The sequence below is a fragment of the Vibrio sp. Evd11 genome (genome assembly GCF_900382755.1).
Lineage (GTDB): Bacteria > Pseudomonadota > Gammaproteobacteria > Enterobacterales > Vibrionaceae > Vibrio > Vibrio lentus.
Genome location: NZ_OSDX01000072.1, coordinates 1 through 21241 on the forward strand (window position 1 = coordinate 1; position 21241 = coordinate 21241).

Consider the following 21241-nt stretch of genomic DNA (forward strand, 5'->3'; position numbering starts at 1 on the left):
CCCCCTTCTAGGGGGTTATAAAGCAAAACCGCCTTCTAAGAAGGCGGATATTTTTTTTATGTGCTATTTGCTGTTAGAGCTTAAAGCTAAAGGCAAAAGCTAATACCTAAGAGCTTATTAAGCTTTGTTTTGCTCAGCTTTACATACAGCCGCAGTGAACACTACGTCAGTTGAGCTGTTAAGCGCTGTTTCAGCAGAATCTTGAATCACACCAATGATGAAACCAACCGCTACAACCTGCATCGCTACATCGTTTGAGATGCCGAATAGGCCACAAGCTAGAGGGATAAGCAGTAGTGAACCGCCAGCAACACCCGATGCACCACATGCAGAAATTGCAGCAACAAGGCTTAGTAGAATCGCAGTGAAGATATCAATCTCAATACCCATTGTGTGTACAGCTGCAAGTGTTAACACAGTGATGGTGATTGCAGCACCAGCCATGTTGATGGTTGCGCCTAGAGGGATAGATACAGAGTAAGTATCTTCATCTAGTTCTAGCTTCTTACAAAGGTTCATGTTCACTGGGATGTTTGCAGCACTTGAACGAGTGAAGAACGCCGTTACACCAGATTCACGAATACATTGCAGTACAAGTGGGTATGGGTTCTGTTTTGTTTTGACAAAGACAAGCAGTGGGTTAACAACAAGAGCAATGATCAGCATTGAGCTTAGTAGAACCGCTAGTAGTTGACCGTAGCTTGTTAGTGCATCAAAGCCCGTTGTTGCGAATGTAGCCGAAACAAGGCCGAAGATACCGAATGGCGCAAGACGAATAATGAAGCGAACAATGTGTGAAACACTGTGGCTTAGGTCTTCGAAAACCGCTTTTGTTGTTGCTGATGCGTGGTGCAGAGCAAGACCAAGACCGATTGCCCAAGCAAGAATACCGATGTAGTTCGCGTTCATTAGCGCGCTTACTGGGTTATCTACAAGCTTGAATAGAAGCGTATGAAGAACTTCTGCAATACCTTGAGGAGGGTTAGCACCTTCAGCGCCAGCAACCAGTGTCAAAGTGGTTGGGAACATGAAGCTCAGTACTACAGCAGTCAGAGCAGCAGAGAACGTACCAATCAGGTAAAGCACAATGATTGGACGCATATGAGTATGCTGACCTTTCTTTTGGTTTGCGATAGAAGCTGCAACAAGAATGAATACTAAAATTGGGGCTACAGCTTTCAGTGCACCAACAAACAGACTACCAAGTAGGCCTGCATCTTGAGCAGCTGATGGAGAAACCATGGCGAGAACGACACCGAAAACAATACCAGCAAGGATCTGTAGAACGAGATTTCCACGAGCGATGCGGGCGAACATGTTGTGATTTTGCATAAAATACCTGCAATTGTTAATTTATTATAGTGATGTATCTTTTTATAAAGTTGTACCAAATCCAACTATACACTAGTGGAATGGGCGGTCATATTAGCGGGATCTAAGAGGGTGTCTAGGAATAGTTTACTTTTAGGGTGATTGTTTGCGCTACGTGGTGTTTTTAGAGCTAAATGTTAATTTTTTGTACTCTGATTGAGATATAAATCTGTGTGATAATGCTCATTAGGGTCAATGTTCTGGCATTGGTGCCGTCATCGCCGATTAGCAAGATCATTGTGTGCAGAAATGATCTCATTGAGTTCCTGTTGATACAAAGAAGCCCAACTGATACAAAGAAGCCCCAGCCTAATGCGTGAATAAGCTAGACAAGCTAAGGCGCGATAGGGACATGGGGCTTAATTATGTGTTGCGAAACTAATCTAAGAAACGGCTATTTAGACGATTTCTTGATTTTACGATTCTCTGACTGCACGGTTTTGTACATTTTAGAAAGTTGTTTGCCGTTTGCTCTCTGCTCTGCCAATGAGGCTCCATTTCTTGCTTGCTCCCTGAGTAGCTTCTCATAGTTAGAGAAGCGTCTTTGAGAAAGCTCACCGCTTTCAATGGCTTTACGTATTGCGCATCCCGGCTCTGATTCATGATGACAATCAGAGAAACGACACTGCATCGCCAATTCTTCTACGTCTGAAAAGGTTTCACTCACTCCCTCAGCACAGTCTGCGAGTTGTAACTCTCGCATACCAGGAGTATCGAGCAATAAACCGCCCGACGTTAGCAAGTGCAGTGAACGCGATGTCGTCGTGTGTCGGCCTTTGCTATCGTCTTCACGAATGCCACCCGTGGCTTGCTGAGCCTCCCCAAGTAACGAGTTGACCAGCGTAGATTTTCCGACACCAGATGAACCCATCAAAGCAACAGTCTTGCCTGTTTTACACCAAGGCGACAATGCTTGAGTCGAATCTTGATCTAGGCTATTGACGGATTCGATCATTAGCATCGGATCTAAGCTTTGCACTTGTTGTACTTTGTCTTCGTAGTCATCACACAAGTCTTTCTTGGTGAGTACGATAACCGCTTCAACCTGTGCTTCGTTGGCGAGCGCTAAGTAGCGTTCGATACGGCTTAGATTAAAGTCGTTATTTAACGAGACCACGATAAACACCGTGTCGATGTTCGCTGAAATATATTGCTCAGCTACGCGACTGCCTGCTGCTTTACGGCTGAAGAGCGATTGACGGTTTAGTAAACGGTCGAATTGCAGATCAGAGTTCAAAATCACCCAGTCACCAACGGTCATTGCTGGTTGGTTTTGATGGATGGGCAGAACAATTTCGCCTTGCTCTGACGCTAATGTATAGCCACTACGGTGGTGTGCGACGATACGAGCAATGACGGAGTGGTCATAGTCTTCGAGTGTCAGTTGTTGTTGGAAAACAGGTTGCCATCCTAGTTGTTGAAGTGACATTGGATGAGAAAATGCGTTTTGTGAATTCATGTCTATTTACCCAGACGTGCGAGCTTTCTTTTCTTGTGAGAGCATTAAAGTCTTATCAGTGCATTAAAGTCTTATCAGTGCATTAAAGTCTTATGAGAGCATTAACTTCTTGTGAGATCTCTTATTGTTGATGAGATCAAAAGAGTTGATGAGATTAAAAAGCGTCGAGACGTCAAAAATGTTTTGAGCTTGGGTCGAATTCAATTAGATAGGACCCCGGATTTAGTCATGCGCTGTTTGCATGAGGGATTGATCACTTACGGATCAATAGCAAACCGGGTAAAAGAGTGCGGTAGTCAACGGGTGACGAGATGTTGGTCTATCGATATTTAAGTTGGATTAACCAAACAAATTAACGCGTTACTTTTACTGCCAGTTTTAGTGTTTTGATTACAATCATCTTCTATTCTCCTTGGGTTATTAATGTGTTCAGGCTTCGAATAAAAAGCGAATCCAGTTTAACAAAAAGCCACGATGGCGAGAAGTCATCGTGGCTTAATTTTGTCTAATTTTTGTCTGATATTCACTTCTACTTATAATCAGTATCGTTGAACATCAAGTGGTACCAAATTAGTGATGATCGTGATCCATCTTTTTCATGCCGCTCATTACTTTCTTCACTGGTGCATCGAATGTCTGAGTTTCACCGTTTGCGAAAGTTAGAGTCATCTCGATTTGCTCACCTTCTTTTAGGCCACCTTTTAGGTCGAACAACATGATGTGTAGGCTACCTGGTTTTAGTACCACTTCACCATTTGCAGGGATGGATATCTGTTGAATTTGGCGCATTTTCATCACATCGCCATCGACGATAACATCATGAAGTTCTACTTTACCTGCTGCAGGTGTCGTTGCCGCTACGATAGAGCGTTCTTTATCGCTGTGGTTCATCAAAGTCGTGAATACCGCACTGTTAACCGCTGAAGGCGGCGTTGCACGAGCGTAAGCGTCATGAACCATAACGTCGTTATTTGCCTGAGCTAGAGGAGTGAGCAATAAGCCTGCTAAAGCGAGTGCTTTTAACTTCATGTTGTTGTCCTTATTATTTATGTTTTTGGTCGGGGACCTGACTTTTTGTTCGAACTTTACTAAGTAAGTTCTTTGTTTTTGTACACGTTGTTCTCAGTCGTTGATGACATGGTACGCTAGCGCGTTAACTTGTTGATGGCTTCAACAATCGGCGCAGGTGTCAACGTGTGCGGTACTTTGGTAATCAAGGTACCGTCGGGCTTTAAAAAATAAAAGTACGAGCTGTGGTCAAGGGTGTATTCCAACTCTGAACCTTCAAGCTTGGTCTTTCTGAAAATAACACCATAGTTATGTGCCAGAGTGGCGGTTACATCCAATGGGCCACTTAATCCTTCCATCATCGGGTGGAAGTATTGCGCGTATTCGTATGAGGCTTCAGCTGCATCACGTTCTGGATCAAGAGAAACAAACATTGGGCGAATTTTCGCTTTTGCTTCATCAGAGACTTGGTTAAGTGCTCCGGCTAGCATAGCTAAAGAAGTAGGGCACACATCTGGACAGCGTGTAAAACCGAAATAAATAATACGAATTCTGTCATCGGTTTGGTCAAAGATTTCCGTTGGCTGGTTGTCTTTGCCGAAAAGAGTCGTTGCGGAGAACTCTTGTCTTGCTGCATGTTGTTCTTGAACTTCGTTTTGCCCATTAAGATAGCTTTTGACACCAAAGCCAAGTACAAAAGCGACAACCAATGCTAACGACCAATTTCTACTCATCTTGCCATCCTTATTGCAGGGTTTACAGTATCGACACCATCAGTGAGTTCACCGATCCATGTCATTTTATCTAAAGTACATACAGGTAAAATTACATCACCTTCATAGGTATTATTGCCAATGCTCTTTAATTGAAAACGCGCTGATCCCATTTCCATTTCTAAACCTGTGAGTGATAACATCAATGTCTCAGATGCAGCACCTTCCCAAACTACCTTTATCTTCGTGGGTAGAAGAGGTTGCGCGGTTTCTCGGTCAAGCGACATTGAAATGGATTCCTGATCACACGATGTGGTTGAAAGCATGCAGTAATCATTTAAGTTTACGTCAGCAGAGGCTTGCTCCATCGCTGATTTAAATTGCTGAATTGCTTGCGGCCCATAAAAACCTGCCACGAGAGCAATGCCAAGAGCAGCAACTTTTAATGCTGGGTGCATGTCGTGTTCTCATCTAATTTTATAAGAGCGGCGATGTTATCATACCCACCAATACGTGCTTGTATCAAAAAGCAATTTTGTGCGTATGGTAGAACTAAAAAAGCGAAGCCATTGGCTTCGCTTTTGTCTGTTTATCGAGAGGTGAGCTTAGTATTTCTAAGCATTATCCGTTCTAAACGCTTTCCAGAAGTTGGTTGATTAGTCAGTATTACGCTCTGCAAACTTCTCTAGTCCTAGAACCAATGCAATCGCAACAAACATCATCACAATCGCCATGACAAGCTGAGAAGGCTGAGAGGTTACGGCTTCAAAATCAAACGGCGACAGATTTTCTTGAAGTAGAGGAACTTGCTCACCTTTTGAGTTTGTACGCCAGCTGATGGTCTCTTTCCAAGGCCAGATCTTAGGCAGCGTACCGATCATCAAACCGGTTAAGAACACTAATGTGAAATCGCGGAATGAACGTAATAACCAAGAGAGTACGTGCGAGAAAGTCAGTAGGCCAATCACACAGCCACTAAGGAATAGCGCAAGCACATCGATTTGGAACTCTTTAACCGCACCAAGAACGGGTCCATACATACCAATTAATAGCAGAATGAAGCTCCCCGAGATACCCGGCAGAATCATCGCACAGATCGCAATTGCACCCGCAATGAGAATATTGATGCTGGTAGGCTCCATTTGCAGCGGCTTAAGCACGGTAATGCTATAGGCGAAAGCAACGCCAAGCAGCAAAAACACGAATCGAATCATATCGCGCTTCTCTACTTGCTTAAGAATATGGAAAACAGACACCAAGATCAGGCCAAAGAAGAAAGACCAAAGAGGCACTGGGTGAGTGACCAATAACCAAGAAATCAGTTTTGCGAATGTCGCAATACTCGTAAATACGCCAGCGAACAGTGAAATCAGGAAAAAACCGTTGATGTGGTTAAACGCGGCTTTGAAGCCCTCACGTTTCCACAAGCCAAATACGCTCGGGTTAATTCTGCGAATGCTTTCTAGCAGAGTATCGTAGATACCAGTGATGAATGCGATGGTTCCGCCCGACACGCCAGGAACAACATCTGCTGCGCCCATTGCCATGCCTTTGAAAAAAGTACTTAAGTAGTTCATTGCTTCATAGAGTTGAGGGTAATTTTGTGCAGTATACAAACTTTAGTGTAAAAAAAGTATGAATATGCCTTTGGCGAGGTGCTTTTATTACCTTCTTAATTGTAAGGCAATAAGTTGAAGTGAACATTTGCCTAATATCTAAAATACAATCACTTAGTGATTTGTCATTAAGAGTATCGGTGAAACTGGTCTCTTATCAATATTGCATCTTGGTTGCATTATGCAAATGCACTTTGCAATTCGCATGATTAATTCATGGTTTTTATGCGATGGAGGGCTTATAAAACGACGAATTAAAGTTGGCACGCTAACTGCATTATATACACTGACCCTTCTTAAGCCGAGGGTCACCTAGCCAACTGACGTTGTTAGTGAACCTATTGATTTGTTCACAAATATATAGAGCCAATCGCGATTATTGCGGTTGGCTATTTTTTTGCCTGTCGTTTGGTGATTGTCTTTTTTCTTTTCCAGTTGCTACATTTTTAAGCTCTAAACTTCAGATGAAAAAAAAGCCAGCCACCATTGGTGACTAGCTTAAGTTTTTCTCGAATCAATCTCGAATCAATCTCGAATCCGTTTTAGTACCCCATCAACTGCAGCAAGTTTTCTGCCGTGCTGATTGCTTCTTTACGGTTAGCAATGTTCAGCTTTTGGTAAAGGTTACGGATGTGAGTTTTGATCGTGGTCCCCGCTACATCGAGCTCTTGAGCTATCTGCTCATTACTGAACCCTGAATAGATAAGACCAAGTACTTGCCATTCACGCTGGGTGAGTGGGCTAGTGCGCACAAGCTCAGGAATATTCGGGTGATTAACCAAGTTCTCAACAAAGTCTTCATCGAAGTGAACTGAGCGGCTGCGTTGGGTGGTTGAGATATCTTTCATGATTTGTTGAGCACGATGGCGTTCTAAATCACCTAAGCCGGGCTTGTTACTCAACTTATCCAAGATATGCCCGATAGTTCCACCATCTACCAAGAAGTTACCGACCATACCGGTTTGGTTAGTCATATGAAGCGCTTCTTCAAGTAGCACGCGTGCGTTGTCTTCATCGTTAATTTGTGTGCGCAACACGGCTTCAACGATCAAGTTTCGGTTGGTGTCTGTAATCAGATGTGAACGCTGCGCTTCACTCTTAAGGAAAGTCAGTGCTTCTTCTGCATCTTCATACTGTTCAAGGATGATGTGAGCACGGACGATGTTTCTCCATTGCAGTTGGCAGAAGTGGTTACTTGCTGATTCAGGTCGAACAGCCACACTTAACCAATCACGAATAGCCTCTTTATCGCCTTTTACTTGCCAGAACAAAATTAAAGAAAGAGAAGCGTTTGCGGTCCAATCCACGTGGTAAGTTGATTGGCGTAACAAGTGCTGAATTTGGTCGATAAATTTCGACGCTTTATCAATTTCACCACGGCTAAGCGATATACGAGCCAGCATCGAGTAGCTGTGCAGGTGCTTACTTGGTGAGTGGTGGCCAAGGATGTCTAAGCCCTTGTAACAACACTCTTCCGCTTCATCTAATCGGTTCCAACACCAGAAAATCTGAGCTCGAACACGCAGCAAGAACTCATGCAAAGGCACGTATTGCAGTTGATGCTCTTCAATCAATTTGAATGCGCTGTCTTGCAACTCAAATGCCGCTTGAACATAACCTTGAGCAATCAAGATTTCACTTTGTTGCAGAATCGCCCATAACGCCTGATGATAAACTTGATACTGGCGAGCCAGTTTTTCTGTTTGCTGCATCATCGGTAGGGCACGGCTGAGGTTCCCCATCACGTGATTGACTTCACCAACAACCGACGTTGCCACAATACGGCTACGATAGACGGTGGTGTTCAGCTGGCTCAGCGAAAGCTCAGCCAATTCCAATGCCTTTTCAGGTTCATTGCTGTTGATAGCAACTTGCGCGCGTAAGGCGTTGTATTGACCTTGCTGCTGAGTATCGAGTTCAATGTTTCGAGCTTGATATTGAGTCTCAGCCTCTTCCAACAAAGTTCCTACCTGGTCGTAACGGTGCTGACTTTGTGCAAGCCACGCGCGCAGCATTGATAGCTTAGGTTCACTGTAAAGTTGATCGGTTGTTAGTTGCTTGATCGCCATCTCTAATGATGAAAGCTCACCTTGGTTGAACATCGGCCAACCGTGCTCAGTCAGGATTTGAATGATCAGCTCTGGATCTTCAGCGCGTTGTGCATGTCGTAGTGCTTGATGAGGTGTGTTTTGCTTGATCCATGCTTTTGCGGCACTTCGATGGAGTTCTGCTTCTTGTTGAGGGATACGAGCTTGGCGCTCGTGGGCAAGGAACTCACCGAATAAATTGTGGAATCGGTACCAGTTCTTCTCGCCTTCAAGAGGGTAGATAAATAAGCCGAATCGGTTGAGTGATTCGATCATGCCGAGCGCGTCTTCACGCTGTGTTAGTGCACACACCAATTCGTCATTGAAGTGATCAAGCACTGAACATTGCATTAAGAACTGTCGAGTTTCTTTGTCTAGTAGGTCGAAGACTTCTTCAACTAAGTAGTCCCAAAGGTGGGCATGGTTAAAGTGAGAGAAAGACTCTGCCGATTGCGCCAACGTGCGTTTTTGATGTTGGGCTTGCAGCGCAATAAGTTGAAGAGCAGAAGGCCACCCCTCAACATAAGTACAGATACTGCCAGCGGTGGTGTCATCTACGCCATCAGCGACACGTTGATTGAAGAAGCGTGTGGTTTCTTCAGTATCAAAAGCTAGAGAGTCGTTACCAATCTCAATCATCAAATCACGAACGCGAAGGTTTGCAGTGCCAAGTGGTGGTGTCCCACGGCTAGTCACAACAAGCGTTAGGTTGTCGGGCATGTGTTTAAGGAAGAAGCGCATTGCTTCGTGGATGTCGTCATTGTTGACCAAGTGATAGTCATCCAACACCAGAAAACATTGGTGGTGGAATTCAGACATCTCAGCAAACACTTCACTTAACAAAGAATGCAAAGATGAAAACTGTCGTTTTTCTGCCAGCTTTTGAGCATTAGGGCAGGCATTTTGAGTCGCTTTATTGAGTGATTGCATTAGGTAGTTGATAAAGCGGAAGGCATCGTTGTCACTATCATCAATGCTGTACCAACCCACATTGGGTTTATCTACCAGCCATTGTGCAGCCATGGTGGTTTTGCCGTATCCCGCTGGAGAGCGGAATAATACAAGCTTATAGCAATCTGCGTGTTGGAGCAGATCGAGAACCCTAGGTCGTAGGATTGCATTGTGTAAGCGGCCGGGACGAGTCAGTTTCGAAGGGATCCACATGTCGAAGTTTTTCACCTATTCCGTGGCTTATGTTCTGGATTACCCCAATCTATCGTTGAGTGTAATCAAATGACATCAGCCTAATTACTTAAGTCTTCAACCATATTACGTGAAGCAAAACGGCACCGACTATGATCCTCCTCAGAAACCTTGCACTCCTGCATGTTTTTAGGCTTCTACGCCCTTTATTTGAGACATTACTCACGTTGCGGGTTGGTTTGTGAATGTGACTCCCTTCATCTCTACACGTAAATTTATGCAAAAGATGATTGGTAGAAATTATTTTCGTGATCTGAACAACAAATTTGACAATGACTTTAATCCGGTTAAATAAAAGTCACATCAATTGAATGTAAGTTATCGAACGGGAGCTTGTGATCTTAGTCACTTCAAGTTTTTGTTCGAAGTCTGAACATGAGAGTCAGATCACTAACCCTATCTCGGTACGCCCCCTACGCCCTCCCATCTACTCCTAGTTAGTCGTATTAGCGGGAGGATGTTTAGTTAATGGTGTCCATGCACGATATGTCACAGATGAATTAGAACTATTAAAAGCGAGATTTCTGAAATGAAACCAACTCAGCAAAAAACTTTCGATAAAGTGTCGTTCCAAGAAAGCGTTAAGAAGCATTTATCTGCAACCTACGCAACAACGATTGAAAACGCAGATAGCCGCGCATGGTACCTAGCAATGGGGCGTGCGCTAGCAGAATTGACAACATTTGACCTGCTAGAAACTGAAAATGATGAAAAAATTAAGAACGCGAAGAGCGTTAACTACCTTTCATTAGAGTTTTTGATTGGTCGTTTAACAGGTAATAACCTGATCAGCATGGGTCTGTACGAACAGATCACTCATGCAATGGAAGAGTTAGGTCAAAACTTAACTGATCTTCTAGAAGAAGAACGCGACCCATCACTAGGTAATGGTGGTCTTGGTCGTCTTGCTGCATGTTTCATGGATTCTTGTGCCGCTCAAGAATACCCAACAGTAGGCTACGGTCTTCACTACGAATACGGTCTATTCAAACAGTCTTTCCAAGACGGTCGTCAACAAGAAGCACCAGACGCATGGCGTGGTGTTGAAGGTTACCCATGGGAAGTCGCTCGTCCAGAACTAGCACAACACATTGGTTTTTACGGTCATGTAGAAGTTGAATACATCGACGGTAAAGAAGTTCGTACTTGGGTTCCAGGTATGGAAGTAAAAGCAATGCCTTGGGACCTACCTATCGTAGGTTACGAGTCAAACACGGTTTACCCATTGCGTCTTTGGGAATGTCAGGCAATCGCACCATTCTCACTAGCAAGCTTTAACAACGGTGACTACTTTGAAGCGCAACACTCGCTAATCGATGCGGGTAACATCACCAAAGTACTTTACCCGAACGACAACCACGAGAAAGGTAAAACTCTGCGTCTAATGCAGCAGTACTTCCACTCAGCAGCGTCTGTTCGCGATATTTTGCGTCGTCACGAAGCAGCTGGCTTCTCTCTAGAAGACCTTCCTAAGCAAGAAACAATTCAACTGAACGATACGCACCCAACTATCGCTATCCCTGAATTGATGCGCATTCTGATCGATGAGAAAGGTTTAACTTGGGACCAAGCTTGGGAAATCAGTGCTCACACGTTCGCGTACACGAACCACACACTACTTCCAGAAGCGCTAGAGACTTGGTCTGAATCTTTGATTAACCGTCTTCTTCCTCGTCACATGGAAATCATCTTTGAAATCAACCACCGCTTCATGCAAGAAGTTCGCAAGATGTGGCCTGGTGACGGTGAGAAGCAAGCGAAGCTTTCTATCATCCAAGAAGGTTTCCACCGCATGGTTCGCATGGCAAACCTATGTGTGATTGGTTCTTACAAAGTAAACGGTGTAGCTGCACTTCACTCACAACTGGTTAAGAAAGACTTGTTCCCTGAGTTCAACGAAATCTTCCCAGGCAAACTGACTAACGTAACGAACGGCATCACGCCTCGTCGTTGGTTGAAGTTCTGTAACCCAGGTCTATCTACGCTAATTACTGGAAAGATCGGTACTGAGTGGCCTGCGAAACTTGAGCAGCTAGAAGGTATTGCTAAGTTTGCAACAGACGCGAAATTCCAAAAAGAATTCATGGCTGTTAAGAAAGAAAACAAACAGCGCCTTGCTGATTGGGTTCAAGAGAACATGGGTATCGAGCTAGATACTAACGCTATCTTCGACGTGCAAATCAAACGTCTTCACGAATACAAGCGTCAGCACTTAGATTTGCTACACATTCTATCTCTGTACCACCGTATTCTTAACGAACCTGGTTTCGAGTGTGAGCCTCGCGTATGTTTCTTCGCAGCAAAAGCAGCACCGGGTTACCACCTAGCGAAAGAGATCATCTTCGCGGTTAACAAGATTGCAGAGAAGATCAACAACGACCCTCGCATTGGCAACAAGCTGAAAGTGGTATTCATCCCTGACTACCGTGTAAGCATGGCTGAAATCATTATTCCTGCGGCAGACGTTTCTCAGCAAATCTCACTAGCGGGTAAAGAAGCATCGGGTACGGGCAACATGAAGATGGCTCTAAACGGCGCGCTAACTATCGGTACGATGGATGGTGCAAACGTTGAGATTCGTGAAGAAGTTGGCGATGAAAACATCTACATCTTTGGCCTAGACGTTGATGGTGTAGTGGCATTGCAAGCTCAGGGTTACAACCCATACGATTACTACAATGCAGACCCACTGCTGAAAGCATCTCTAGACCTACTGACTGGCGATGAGTTCTCTCCAGGTCAACCAGGCCTTCTACGTGCAACGTTTGATAGCCTACTAGACGGTGGCGACCCGTACCTATGTCTTGCTGACTTCGCATCTTATGTGAAAGCACATGAAGACATGGGCAAGCAGTACAAAGACCAAGCAGGTTGGGCTAAGAAAGCGATTCTTAACACAGCATTGGTTGGTAAGTTCACATCAGACCGCTCTATTCGCGATTACGTGAACAACATTTGGAAACTTGAAGCGGTTAACCGTTAATACTTCCAAAGTAGCCAAGGCAGTTTCTGCCTTGGCTCAATTAGCTTGTGAGCAAATAGATGGCTTATAAAGATAGCGATGCTTACAAACTGATTGTCACAAGCTAATTGATTAGTAACAAATTAAATAACAACCCTACAAAATTGAAAGCGTCAGAACGTTTTCGGAGAGAGCGATGAAAGAACAGACCGTATTAAAACAAGTCGCAGAAATGGCAAATATTGCCGACAGTTACGTTAGTGCGTGGGGCGATGAAGCACAAGTATCAAACGAGACGATTACGTCTCTATTGGCTTCGTTGGGCTACGATACAAGCAGCGATGATGCACTGCTTAAATCTGCAGAAAGAAAACACAAAAAAGATGTACTAGACCCAGTTCTTGTCTTGCGTGACGGTGAGCCAGTAGAAGTGGCGCTTAATCTAGGTGTAAGTGCTCGTGAAAGTGAGTTCAGCTGGCGCTTAGAAACCGAGCAAGGAGAGGTACTTGAAGGCTATCTTCAATCTCAAGTCGTTCGTGACGAGCGTGCCGAGGGTGGCCCTTTAGTGTTTGCACTGCCAAGTGATTTGGCATGGGGTTATCACAAGCTGATTGTGAGCCGTAAGCGTCGTAAAAAGCCTTACGAAATGACGCTGATCATTACGCCAAAAGCGTGTTTTAAACAGGCGCCAATCGAGCAAGGCAAAAAGCTTTGGGGCCCGAGTGTTCAGCTTTACACGTTAAGAACTCAGCATAACTGGGGTATTGGTGACTTTGGCGATCTAAAACAGCTTGTTGCAGATATTTCATCTCGCGGTGGCGATTTCGTTGGCCTAAACCCAATTCACTCATTGTTCCCTGCGAACCCTGAAGGTGCGAGCCCATACAGCCCGTCGTCACGTCGTTGGTTGAACATCTTATACATTGATGTGAGCTCAGTACCTGAATTCGCATTAAGTGCTGAAGCACAACAAACGGTAGGCAGCGCTGAATTCCAACAGCGCTTACAGAAAGCTCGCGAAGCGCACTGGGTTAACTACACCGAAGTGTCAGAGCTGAAGATGAGCATCTTACCTCTGCTATTCGCAGAATTTAAGACTCGTCATCTAGACAAAAACAGCGACCGCGCACAAGCGTTCTTAGCGTTCGTTGAAGAGGGCGGTGAAAGCCTAATGCATCAAGCGGCGTTTGATGCATTGCACGGTGAATTACATGCTGAAGATTCAGGTATGTGGGGATGGCCAGTATTTCCTGAGAAATACCGTACATTCGATAGCCCAGCAACACAGAAATACATCAAAGAGAACCTAGAGCAAGTACATCTTTACATGTACCTGCAATGGATAGCGGATTGCCAGATCAACGATGCACAGTCTCTTGCAGAAGAGAAAGGCATGGCGGTTGGCCTGTACCGTGACTTAGCGGTAGGCGTTGCAGATTCTGGCAGCGAGACATGGGCTGATGAAGGCAACCTAGTGATGGATGCGAGCATTGGTGCTCCACCGGATATTCTTGGTCCTCTGGGTCAGAATTGGGGTCTACCTCCACTAAACCCAGAAGTACTTCAAGAAACCAGCTACGACGCTTACATCAAGCTACTTCGCGCCAACATGAAGCACTGTGGTGCATTGCGTATTGACCATGTTTTAGGTCTGCTGCGTTTATGGTGGATTCCAAAAGGTGAGAACGCAACGAAAGGCGCGTACATCTACTACCCAGTACAAGATATGCTGTCGATTCTGGCGCTTGAATCTCATCGTTACCAATGTAGCGTTATCGGTGAAGACTTAGGTACGGTACCGGATGAAATTGTCGACATCCTGGCTGATGCTGGTGTGCATTCTTACAAAGTGTTTTTCTTCGAAACATCAGAAGACGACGGTGGTTTCATTTCACCTAAACACTACGCATCACAATCAATGGCGGCACTGTGTACCCATGATATGCCAACGCTTCGCGGCTTCTGGCATTGTGATGACTTGAAAATGGGTCAAGAGATTGGTTTATACCCAGATGCAGAACAGTTAGAAACCTTGTTCGATGACCGTCTAGAGTGCAAGCAAGGTATCTTAGATTCTGTAGCATGGCATGGCTTCCTGCCAGAAGGTGTTGGTCGCGATGCGGCTCATGTACCAATGGATTCATACTTAGCTGAAGCGCTTCAACTGCACGTCGCTGCTGGTGGCTCAACATTATTGAGTGTACAACTTGAAGATTGGTTGGAAATGGACAAGCCGGTTAACATTCCAGGCACGGTTGATGAGTACCCTAACTGGCGTCGTAAACTATCAATGAACTTGGACGAAATATTTGCTCACGAAGGGGTAAATCGTATCGCTTCTAAGCTGACTGACGTTCGAGAAAAAGCAGGTAAGTAATGATGTCGAGTGGCTTGAAAATAGGTAGTTTTTTGCTTACGCCGTACGAAACCACAACCTCGATCACTCAATAATGAATGCTCATCTGGTAGAATAAACCGTCGTTATATTGCCCGCACTAATAGCGGGCATTTTTGTATTATGTTTTTTGGATGTTTGGTTAGGGAGAAGCGTTTTGGAACTAAGTTCGATTTCAAAGCAAAAACAAATATATACCCAACTATCACAGGCTTGTTTCACTGACCCATTTGCGTTTTTAGGGCCATACTTACCTTCTGAGCAAGGTGCATTACGTGTGTGGATTCCTGGGGCAAATAAAGTCGAGTTGATTGTTGGAAAGGAACCTCGTATTGAGTTAGCGCGAGAGGGTGAAAGTGGTTTCATTCTCAAGCAAGAGAGAGACTTACGTTTTACTCACTACAAGCTCGCGGTTGATTGGGCTGGAGTAGAACAGATCATCGACGATCCATACCAGTACCACGATCTGTACGCGAGTTATGAAGATCTTCATACACCGAAAGACATGTATCATCATATGGGGGCTCAGTTTATTACGCTAGAGCGTGATGGACAGACAATTTCCGGTACGCGTTTCTTGGTTTATGCGCCGCATGCAACAGCGGCAAGCTTAGTGGGTAACTTCAACGCTTGGGATGGCCGTCGCCACCCAATGCAACGCTTAGATTATGGCATGTGGGGCCTATTCATTCCTGAACTGGAAGAAGGCGCTCAATACAAATTTGAATTAAAAGGGCCTGATGGCGAAGGCTTACCACACAAAGCTGACCCATGGGGTTTTTACTCTGAGCAGTACCCTTCATTTTCTTCTGTAACTTATGACCACGCTCGTTATGAGTGGCAAGATACTCAGTGGCAGAATCGCCCAGTAACGCAAAAGCGTAAAGAAGCACTTTCGTTCTATGAACTGCACGCTGGTTCTTGGAAGCGTAACACTGAAGGCGAATTCTTAAACTACCGTGAACTTGCTGCTGAACTTATTCCATATTTAACGGACTTGGGTTACACGCACGTAGAGTTGATGCCGGTTTCAGAGCATCCGTTTTACGGTTCTTGGGGCTATCAGCCAATAGGCTTGTTCGCACCAACGAGTCGTTTTGGGTCTCCTGATGACTTCAAATTCTTCGTCGATCAATGTCACCAAGCTGGTTTAGGTGTTGTTCTGGATTGGGTTCCGGCGCATTTCCCTAGTGATGATCACGGCTTAGCTAACTTTGATGGAACGCCTTTGTTCCATGATCCAGACCCGCGTCGTGGTTGGCACCAAGATTGGAATTCATACATTTACGACTTAGGCAAAGAGCATGTGCGCCGTTTCTTGGTAGCGAACGCACTTTACTGGTTTGAACAATTCCATATTGACGGCATTCGTGTTGATGCGGTTGCTTCGATGTTGTACCTCGATTATTCGCGTAGCCATGATCAGTGGATTCCGAACGCAGACGGCGGCAACGAAAATTACGATGCCATCGCAACCCTTAAGTGGATGAACGAAGAAGTTTACAAGCATTTCCCTAATGCGATGACGATTGCTGAAGAATCGACGGCTTTCCCTGGTGTTTCGGCCCCAACCTTTATGGGTGGCTTAGGTTTTGGCTTTAAGTGGAACATGGGCTGGATGCACGATAGCTTGTCTTACATCCAAGAAGATCCAATTAATCGTAAATATCACCACGATACAATCACCTTCCCATTGGTTTATGCACACAGTGAGAACTACGTATTGTCTCTATCTCACGATGAGGTGGTTTATGGTAAAGGATCTATCCATGAAAAAATGCCTGGTGATGAGTGGCAGCAAACGGCAAATCTACGTGCTTACATGGGTTACATGTATGCGCAACCGGGTAAAAAGCTGAACTTCATGGGCGCTGAGTTTGGTCAGACCGCTGAATGGAACCACGATGATCAACTGCAATGGTTCTTGCTAGATTATGAACGTCATCAAGGTGTTCAGCGCTTGACGAAAGATTTGAACAATCTGTACCGCTCTGAAGCTGCAATGCATGATCTTGATTTCGACCCGAAAGGTTTTGAATGGCGTTTACAGGACTCTGCTGAAGCGAGCATCTTAGCTCATGAGCGTATCAGTGAATCAGGCGAGCGTGTATTGGTTGTTTCTAACTTTACACCCGTTCCTCATGAGCACTTCCGCTTAGGTGTTCCAGCGCAAGGTCAGTACTCTTTGTTACTGAATACAGACTCTGCGGATTATGCGGGCAGTGGATTTGAAGTTAAACAAGTTGCAAACGTTGAACCAGTGGCAAGCGAAGGCCTAGATACATCGATAGAGCTACGTATACCACCGCTATCGACTGTCTTTTATAAACTGAATTAACCGGTCGTTAAAATAAAAAATGGGAGCATTAAGCTCCCATTTTTATTGCTTCAAAACTAATTAGATGGTGTTCCAAAGTTCGTGAGATAAAACATTGAACGTCCTATTGCCGTTTCAAGGATACGAACAGAGTCTGCTCCAAAGCTATCAAACATTTTTTCACGAAACAGACCATCAGAACTGACATTGAATACTTCTGGGCTTTTGACCTGTGAGGCATGGAAAAACATCAATTTAATAACGTATCGGAACTGTTCATTATCCAAAGCATTTTGCCAAGATTGAAGAAATACCTTTTCCGAAACGAAGTCTAGGTTATCTATAACAATCGACAACATGTGCTTGTGAAGTACAGTTCGGATAGCCCGTGTTGATGGATAATAGCCCTGAAGCGTCGTTAAACTAATGCCAATTTCTTGAGCAATCCTTGCATAAGTTAGAGCTTCATGTCCTTCAGCTAGAAAAAGGTTCAGTACGATTTCATCGTAGTTCTTCTGATTTTCTAGTTTCTGTAGTTGAGTTATTCGAGCCATTAAAAATCCATATTAGGTATGGCATTCTGTATAAAAATTACGGATGGGAGATGTTAACAAAATATCCTCCTATCGACCTCAAAAAAACGTCTAAAAAGATATAATTAACTCACATTTTAGACGTAATTTATTGTTTTTTTATTTATATTGCTTGCTGCTCGGTACCGCTTAGAAAGGGTACCAAAACAACTGTTCTTCGAGTGCTCTCTTTGTGATTGCGAGTATCACGACTAATGCAATAACCGTTAAGCAAACAAAGTCGACACGCTTCAACGGTGCATAACTATACCAAGTTCGTGCCTTGTGTCGGCCAAAGCCTCGTAGCGTCATTGCATTTGAAATCTCGTCTGCGCGGTCCAAGCTAGAGAAAATGAGCGGACCTAAAACCTTAGCCACGTTTTTGATTCGAGTAATAAGGGGCGCTTTCTTCGAGAGCTCTACACCACGAGCCTGCTGAGCGTGCATGATGTTGATGAAGTCTTTTTTAACTTCAGGCAAGTAACGCAGCGTTAAGCTTACTGCATAGGAGATCTTGTACGGAACGCCGATACGGTTGAGGCTTGCTGCAAACTCAGTCGGATGCGTTGTGAAGACAAAGATTAGCGCTATTGGGAACATACTCATGTACTTCAGGGTCACGGTAACCAAGTAAAAGAGCGTCTCTTGGCTCAATGAGTAATTACCAGGAAGCATTAGTAATATGGTTTCACTACCGATGAGTTCAGTACCTTGCTGTGGAGCAAGCAAGTACATAAACAGAGCATTTAAACTTAGGACACTTGCGGTACCCAATAACAAAGGTTTATAGACGCGCACGGGCACGTTGGTGAGCTTTAGCAGGTATAAACCGATCACGATAAGTAGAGTAATCAATCTCAAGTCAAACGTAGTTAATACTACAGTTACCCAAGCTAAGAAGAGTGCAAACTTAGTGATGCCATTGAGGGCGTGCAGGGGGGATTTAGTATCAATGTAGTTGATACCGAATTTTACTTTTGATGCGTTCATAGAGAACTTCTCTCGTAGTCGATGAAGTACTGCATAAACGCATTGGTATCGTCGATTTTCATCATAGTCGCGAGTTCATAAATGCTGGTGGTGCATAGGTTGGCACGTTCTAAAAGCGATGGTTGGCTAAACACTTCGGTCATGGCTGCATTGGCAATCAGTTTACTGTCTGCAATGACGATTGAACGTGTGGTGTATTCTAGAACTAAGTGCATATCATGGGATATGATTACTACCGTAATATCTAAATCACGGTTGAGCTTTTGGATAAACGCCAACATAGATGTATAGTTACGGTAATCTTGACCAGCAGTTGGTTCATCTAAGATCAGAAGTTCAGGCTCCAACACTAAGATAGAAGCGATCGTTACGCGCTTTTTCTGACCGTAGCTCAAAGCTTCGATAGGCCAGTGACGAAACTTACTCAGCCCACACAGGTCAAGAACGTTCTCGACTTTTTCTTTGACTTCATCTTCTGCAACGCCACGGTTACGAAGACCAAAAGCAATCTCATCAAAAATCATATGATGCGAGATCATATGATTGGGGTTCTGCATTACTACGCCGACTCTCTGACTTCTCTCAAATATGGAAAGCTCAGATAAGTCTTCACCATTTAGGTATGAAGAACCAGAATCGGCATCTATCACACCCATGATGAGTTTGGTGATGGTAGATTTACCTGAACCGTTCTTGCCCAGAATCGAAACAAACTCGCCTTTGCCGATCTTGAAGCTGACATCTTCGAGTGCGTTCTTCTCGCCGTCGTAAGAATAAGTCAGCCCATGAACTTCGAGTAAAGGTTGATACTGTTTCTCTGCTACAGGGGCTGGGCGATCAGCAAACCAAGCTTGAACTGCTGGGCGGAACCTTTTGTAATCCAAAGCTTTGAGGTTTGACAACTTATCTTCGCTGGTCAGTGGGGCTTTCGCCGCTTTAAGCGCAGATAAGTAAAGAGGCTCACGAATACCATGCGTATCAAGTAACTCAGACGCTAAAATTTCATCGGGAGTCATATCCGCGACAATTTCACCGCGCTCCATTAAGATCACACGATCGATACCGCAATGCAGAACATCCTCAAGGCGGTGCTCGATAATCACGATAGTTTTGTTGGTTTCTTTATGAAGTTGGTCGATGATCTCAATCGTTGCCTTGCCTGTTTTAGGGTCAAGGCTTGCTAAAGGCTCATCAAACAACAAGATGTCAACGTCATCAACCAAGATACCTGCTAATGATACGCGTTGTTTCTGGCCACCAGATAGATCATGCGGAGAGCGCTCAAGCATCTCGGCTAAGTCGACCATTTTTGCCGTCGACTTCACTAGCGCGTACATGTCAATGTTCGACATCAACTGGTTTTCTAATGCGAATGCGATATCTTCTCCGATACTTAAACCTACAAATTGGCTGTCAGTATCTTGCAATACTGTGCCTACCTGCTCGGTATAGTCGTGCATCGAAAATTCAGAGATATTTTTGCCGTTGATCTCTAAAGAACCGGTTACCTCACCTTTAATCGCATGAGGTATTAGACCGTTGAGACATTGACCTAGGGTTGATTTACCGCTGCCGCTTGGTCCAATAATGACGATTTTCTCCCCTTTCTCTATCCTTAGGTTGATATTTTTTAGCGTCGGTTTATCCAGCGACTCATATCTAAAAGAGAAGTTCGAAAATGCTATAGTCATTGGCGCTTATGCCTCAGTCAGGTTGCGACTTTGTTTGTTACGTTTAGCAACTGATTTGAGGATCAGGAAGCCTACAACAGCGATCAGAACGGTGTTACCCGCTGCGATGATAGACAGTTGAGTGAAGACTTTAGTAAACGGTTCTGCGTATAAAATGGTATCTAGGAATGCAGAACAGCCGTAACCCACGACGTTACCCGCGAGAGCCAGAACCACAAACAGCACAAAATCTTTCATTGGTAGATCGCCTTGTTGCAGGCGGTTCTTAGTCATCATTGGGAATAAGCCGATAACCATCCCTACGATACCTGAGCCTAATACCCAAGTTAACCATACGCCCCAACCAGCAAATAAATCCGTTACCCAGTGACCAATAAAGCCAACCAAGAAGCCAACGATAGGGCCGAACAAAACAGAAAACAGTGCTAAGACTGCCATTGCTGGTTTCAATGTCGTGTTAGCAAACACTGGGACACCAAACATAGGTAAACCACCAATGCCGTACAGTGCCGCGCCAATAGCGATAACGACCACTGTTTTAGCTGAAAAGTTCATAGATAACCTCAAATACTGAAAGATAAAGCATAATAAAGAACGAATATTCACCATTATTAATATGTGTCTCAATGAGAACGTTTTTTGGGCAAATATAAAAAATAAGGCGCGCATTATACAGTAGAACCCTTCCATAAGGGAAGGTAAGTGTCTAGATGTCTAAAATTCCATCCGAACACTCCAATATCATGTAAAAAGCGCACTTTTACGGTTAATCAAGCAACAAAAAAGCCAGAACGGGTCTTAATGCCGTTCACTTAAGAGTGAACGGCATTTTTGTTCTTAGCATACCGTTGTGGTCT

General features: G+C 44.4%; 14 protein-coding genes. 3 read left to right on the forward strand and 11 right to left on the reverse strand.

Annotated elements, in window-relative coordinates; all coding sequences use genetic code 11:
* Positions 1 to 117: 117 nt before the first annotated feature.
* The 7 genes from sstT to malT all read right to left on the reverse strand — a co-directional run bounded on the left by sstT (position 118) and on the right by malT (position 9418).
* Entirely contained in the window at positions 118 to 1332 is a 1215-nt protein-coding gene (gene sstT / locus ED652_RS20645) for a serine/threonine transporter SstT (RefSeq protein ID WP_122056012.1), read from the reverse strand.
* 433 nt (positions 1333 to 1765) lie between these two features.
* Positions 1766 to 2830: a ribosome small subunit-dependent GTPase A gene (gene rsgA, locus ED652_RS20650; protein WP_122056013.1), complete on the reverse strand. Its 1065-nt coding sequence runs from the start codon at positions 2828 to 2830 to the stop codon at positions 1766 to 1768.
* A 570-nt stretch (positions 2831 to 3400) separates the two neighbouring features.
* Positions 3401 to 3859 carry a copper chaperone PCu(A)C gene (locus ED652_RS20655; protein WP_122056014.1) on the reverse strand — a complete coding sequence of 153 codons (459 nt, stop codon included), beginning with the start codon at positions 3857 to 3859 and terminating at the stop codon, positions 3401 to 3403.
* Between the two features lie 116 nt (positions 3860 to 3975).
* On the reverse strand, positions 3976 to 4572 hold the full coding sequence (locus ED652_RS20660) for an SCO family protein (protein WP_122056015.1): 597 nt from the start codon (positions 4570 to 4572) through the stop codon (positions 3976 to 3978).
* Complete coding sequence (locus ED652_RS20665; RefSeq protein ID WP_122056016.1) at positions 4569 to 5009, reverse strand: hypothetical protein; 441 nt, start codon at positions 5007 to 5009, stop codon at positions 4569 to 4571. Before ED652_RS20665 ends, ED652_RS20660 begins: the two co-directional genes overlap by 4 nt.
* 198 nt (positions 5010 to 5207) lie before the next feature.
* Positions 5208 to 6128 (reverse strand): DUF368 domain-containing protein, encoded by a 921-nt coding sequence (locus ED652_RS20670; RefSeq protein WP_102545643.1) that lies wholly within the window; start codon positions 6126 to 6128, stop codon positions 5208 to 5210.
* Between the two features lie 581 nt (positions 6129 to 6709).
* The gene (malT, locus tag ED652_RS20675; RefSeq protein ID WP_076677387.1) at positions 6710 to 9418 is read right to left on the reverse strand and encodes an HTH-type transcriptional regulator MalT; all 2709 of its coding nucleotides are present in this window, start codon (positions 9416 to 9418) and stop codon (positions 6710 to 6712) included.
* 568 nt (positions 9419 to 9986) lie between these two features.
* On the opposite strand from malT, the gene ED652_RS20680 reads away from it, so the two are divergent.
* The 3 genes from ED652_RS20680 to glgB all read left to right on the forward strand — a co-directional run bounded on the left by ED652_RS20680 (position 9987) and on the right by glgB (position 17152).
* On the forward strand, positions 9987 to 12440 hold the full coding sequence (locus ED652_RS20680) for a glycogen/starch/alpha-glucan phosphorylase (RefSeq protein ID WP_010431613.1): 2454 nt from the start codon (positions 9987 to 9989) through the stop codon (positions 12438 to 12440).
* Between the two features lie 175 nt (positions 12441 to 12615).
* Positions 12616 to 14796 carry a 4-alpha-glucanotransferase gene (gene malQ, locus ED652_RS20685; RefSeq protein WP_122056017.1) on the forward strand — a complete coding sequence of 727 codons (2181 nt, stop codon included), beginning with the start codon at positions 12616 to 12618 and terminating at the stop codon, positions 14794 to 14796.
* Between the two features lie 175 nt (positions 14797 to 14971).
* Positions 14972 to 17152, forward strand: coding sequence for a 1,4-alpha-glucan branching protein GlgB (gene glgB / locus ED652_RS20690; protein ID WP_122056018.1), 2181 nt, complete (start codon positions 14972 to 14974; stop codon positions 17150 to 17152).
* Positions 17153 to 17208: 56 nt separating this feature from the next.
* Here glgB and ED652_RS20695 read toward each other — a convergent pair whose 3' ends face one another.
* The 4 genes from ED652_RS20695 to ED652_RS20710 form a co-directional block, all read right to left on the reverse strand.
* Positions 17209 to 17685 (reverse strand): TetR/AcrR family transcriptional regulator, encoded by a 477-nt coding sequence (locus ED652_RS20695; RefSeq protein ID WP_076677393.1) that lies wholly within the window; start codon positions 17683 to 17685, stop codon positions 17209 to 17211.
* A 168-nt stretch (positions 17686 to 17853) separates the two neighbouring features.
* On the reverse strand, positions 17854 to 18693 hold the full coding sequence (locus ED652_RS20700; protein WP_122056019.1) for an energy-coupling factor transporter transmembrane protein EcfT: 840 nt from the start codon (positions 18691 to 18693) through the stop codon (positions 17854 to 17856).
* On the reverse strand, positions 18690 to 20384 hold the full coding sequence (locus ED652_RS20705; protein WP_122056020.1) for an ABC transporter ATP-binding protein: 1695 nt from the start codon (positions 20382 to 20384) through the stop codon (positions 18690 to 18692). Before ED652_RS20705 ends, ED652_RS20700 begins: the two co-directional genes overlap by 4 nt.
* 6 nt (positions 20385 to 20390) lie before the next feature.
* Positions 20391 to 20939, reverse strand: coding sequence for an ECF-type riboflavin transporter substrate-binding protein (locus tag ED652_RS20710; RefSeq protein ID WP_102474977.1), 549 nt, complete (start codon positions 20937 to 20939; stop codon positions 20391 to 20393).
* Positions 20940 to 21241 lie beyond the last annotated feature (302 nt).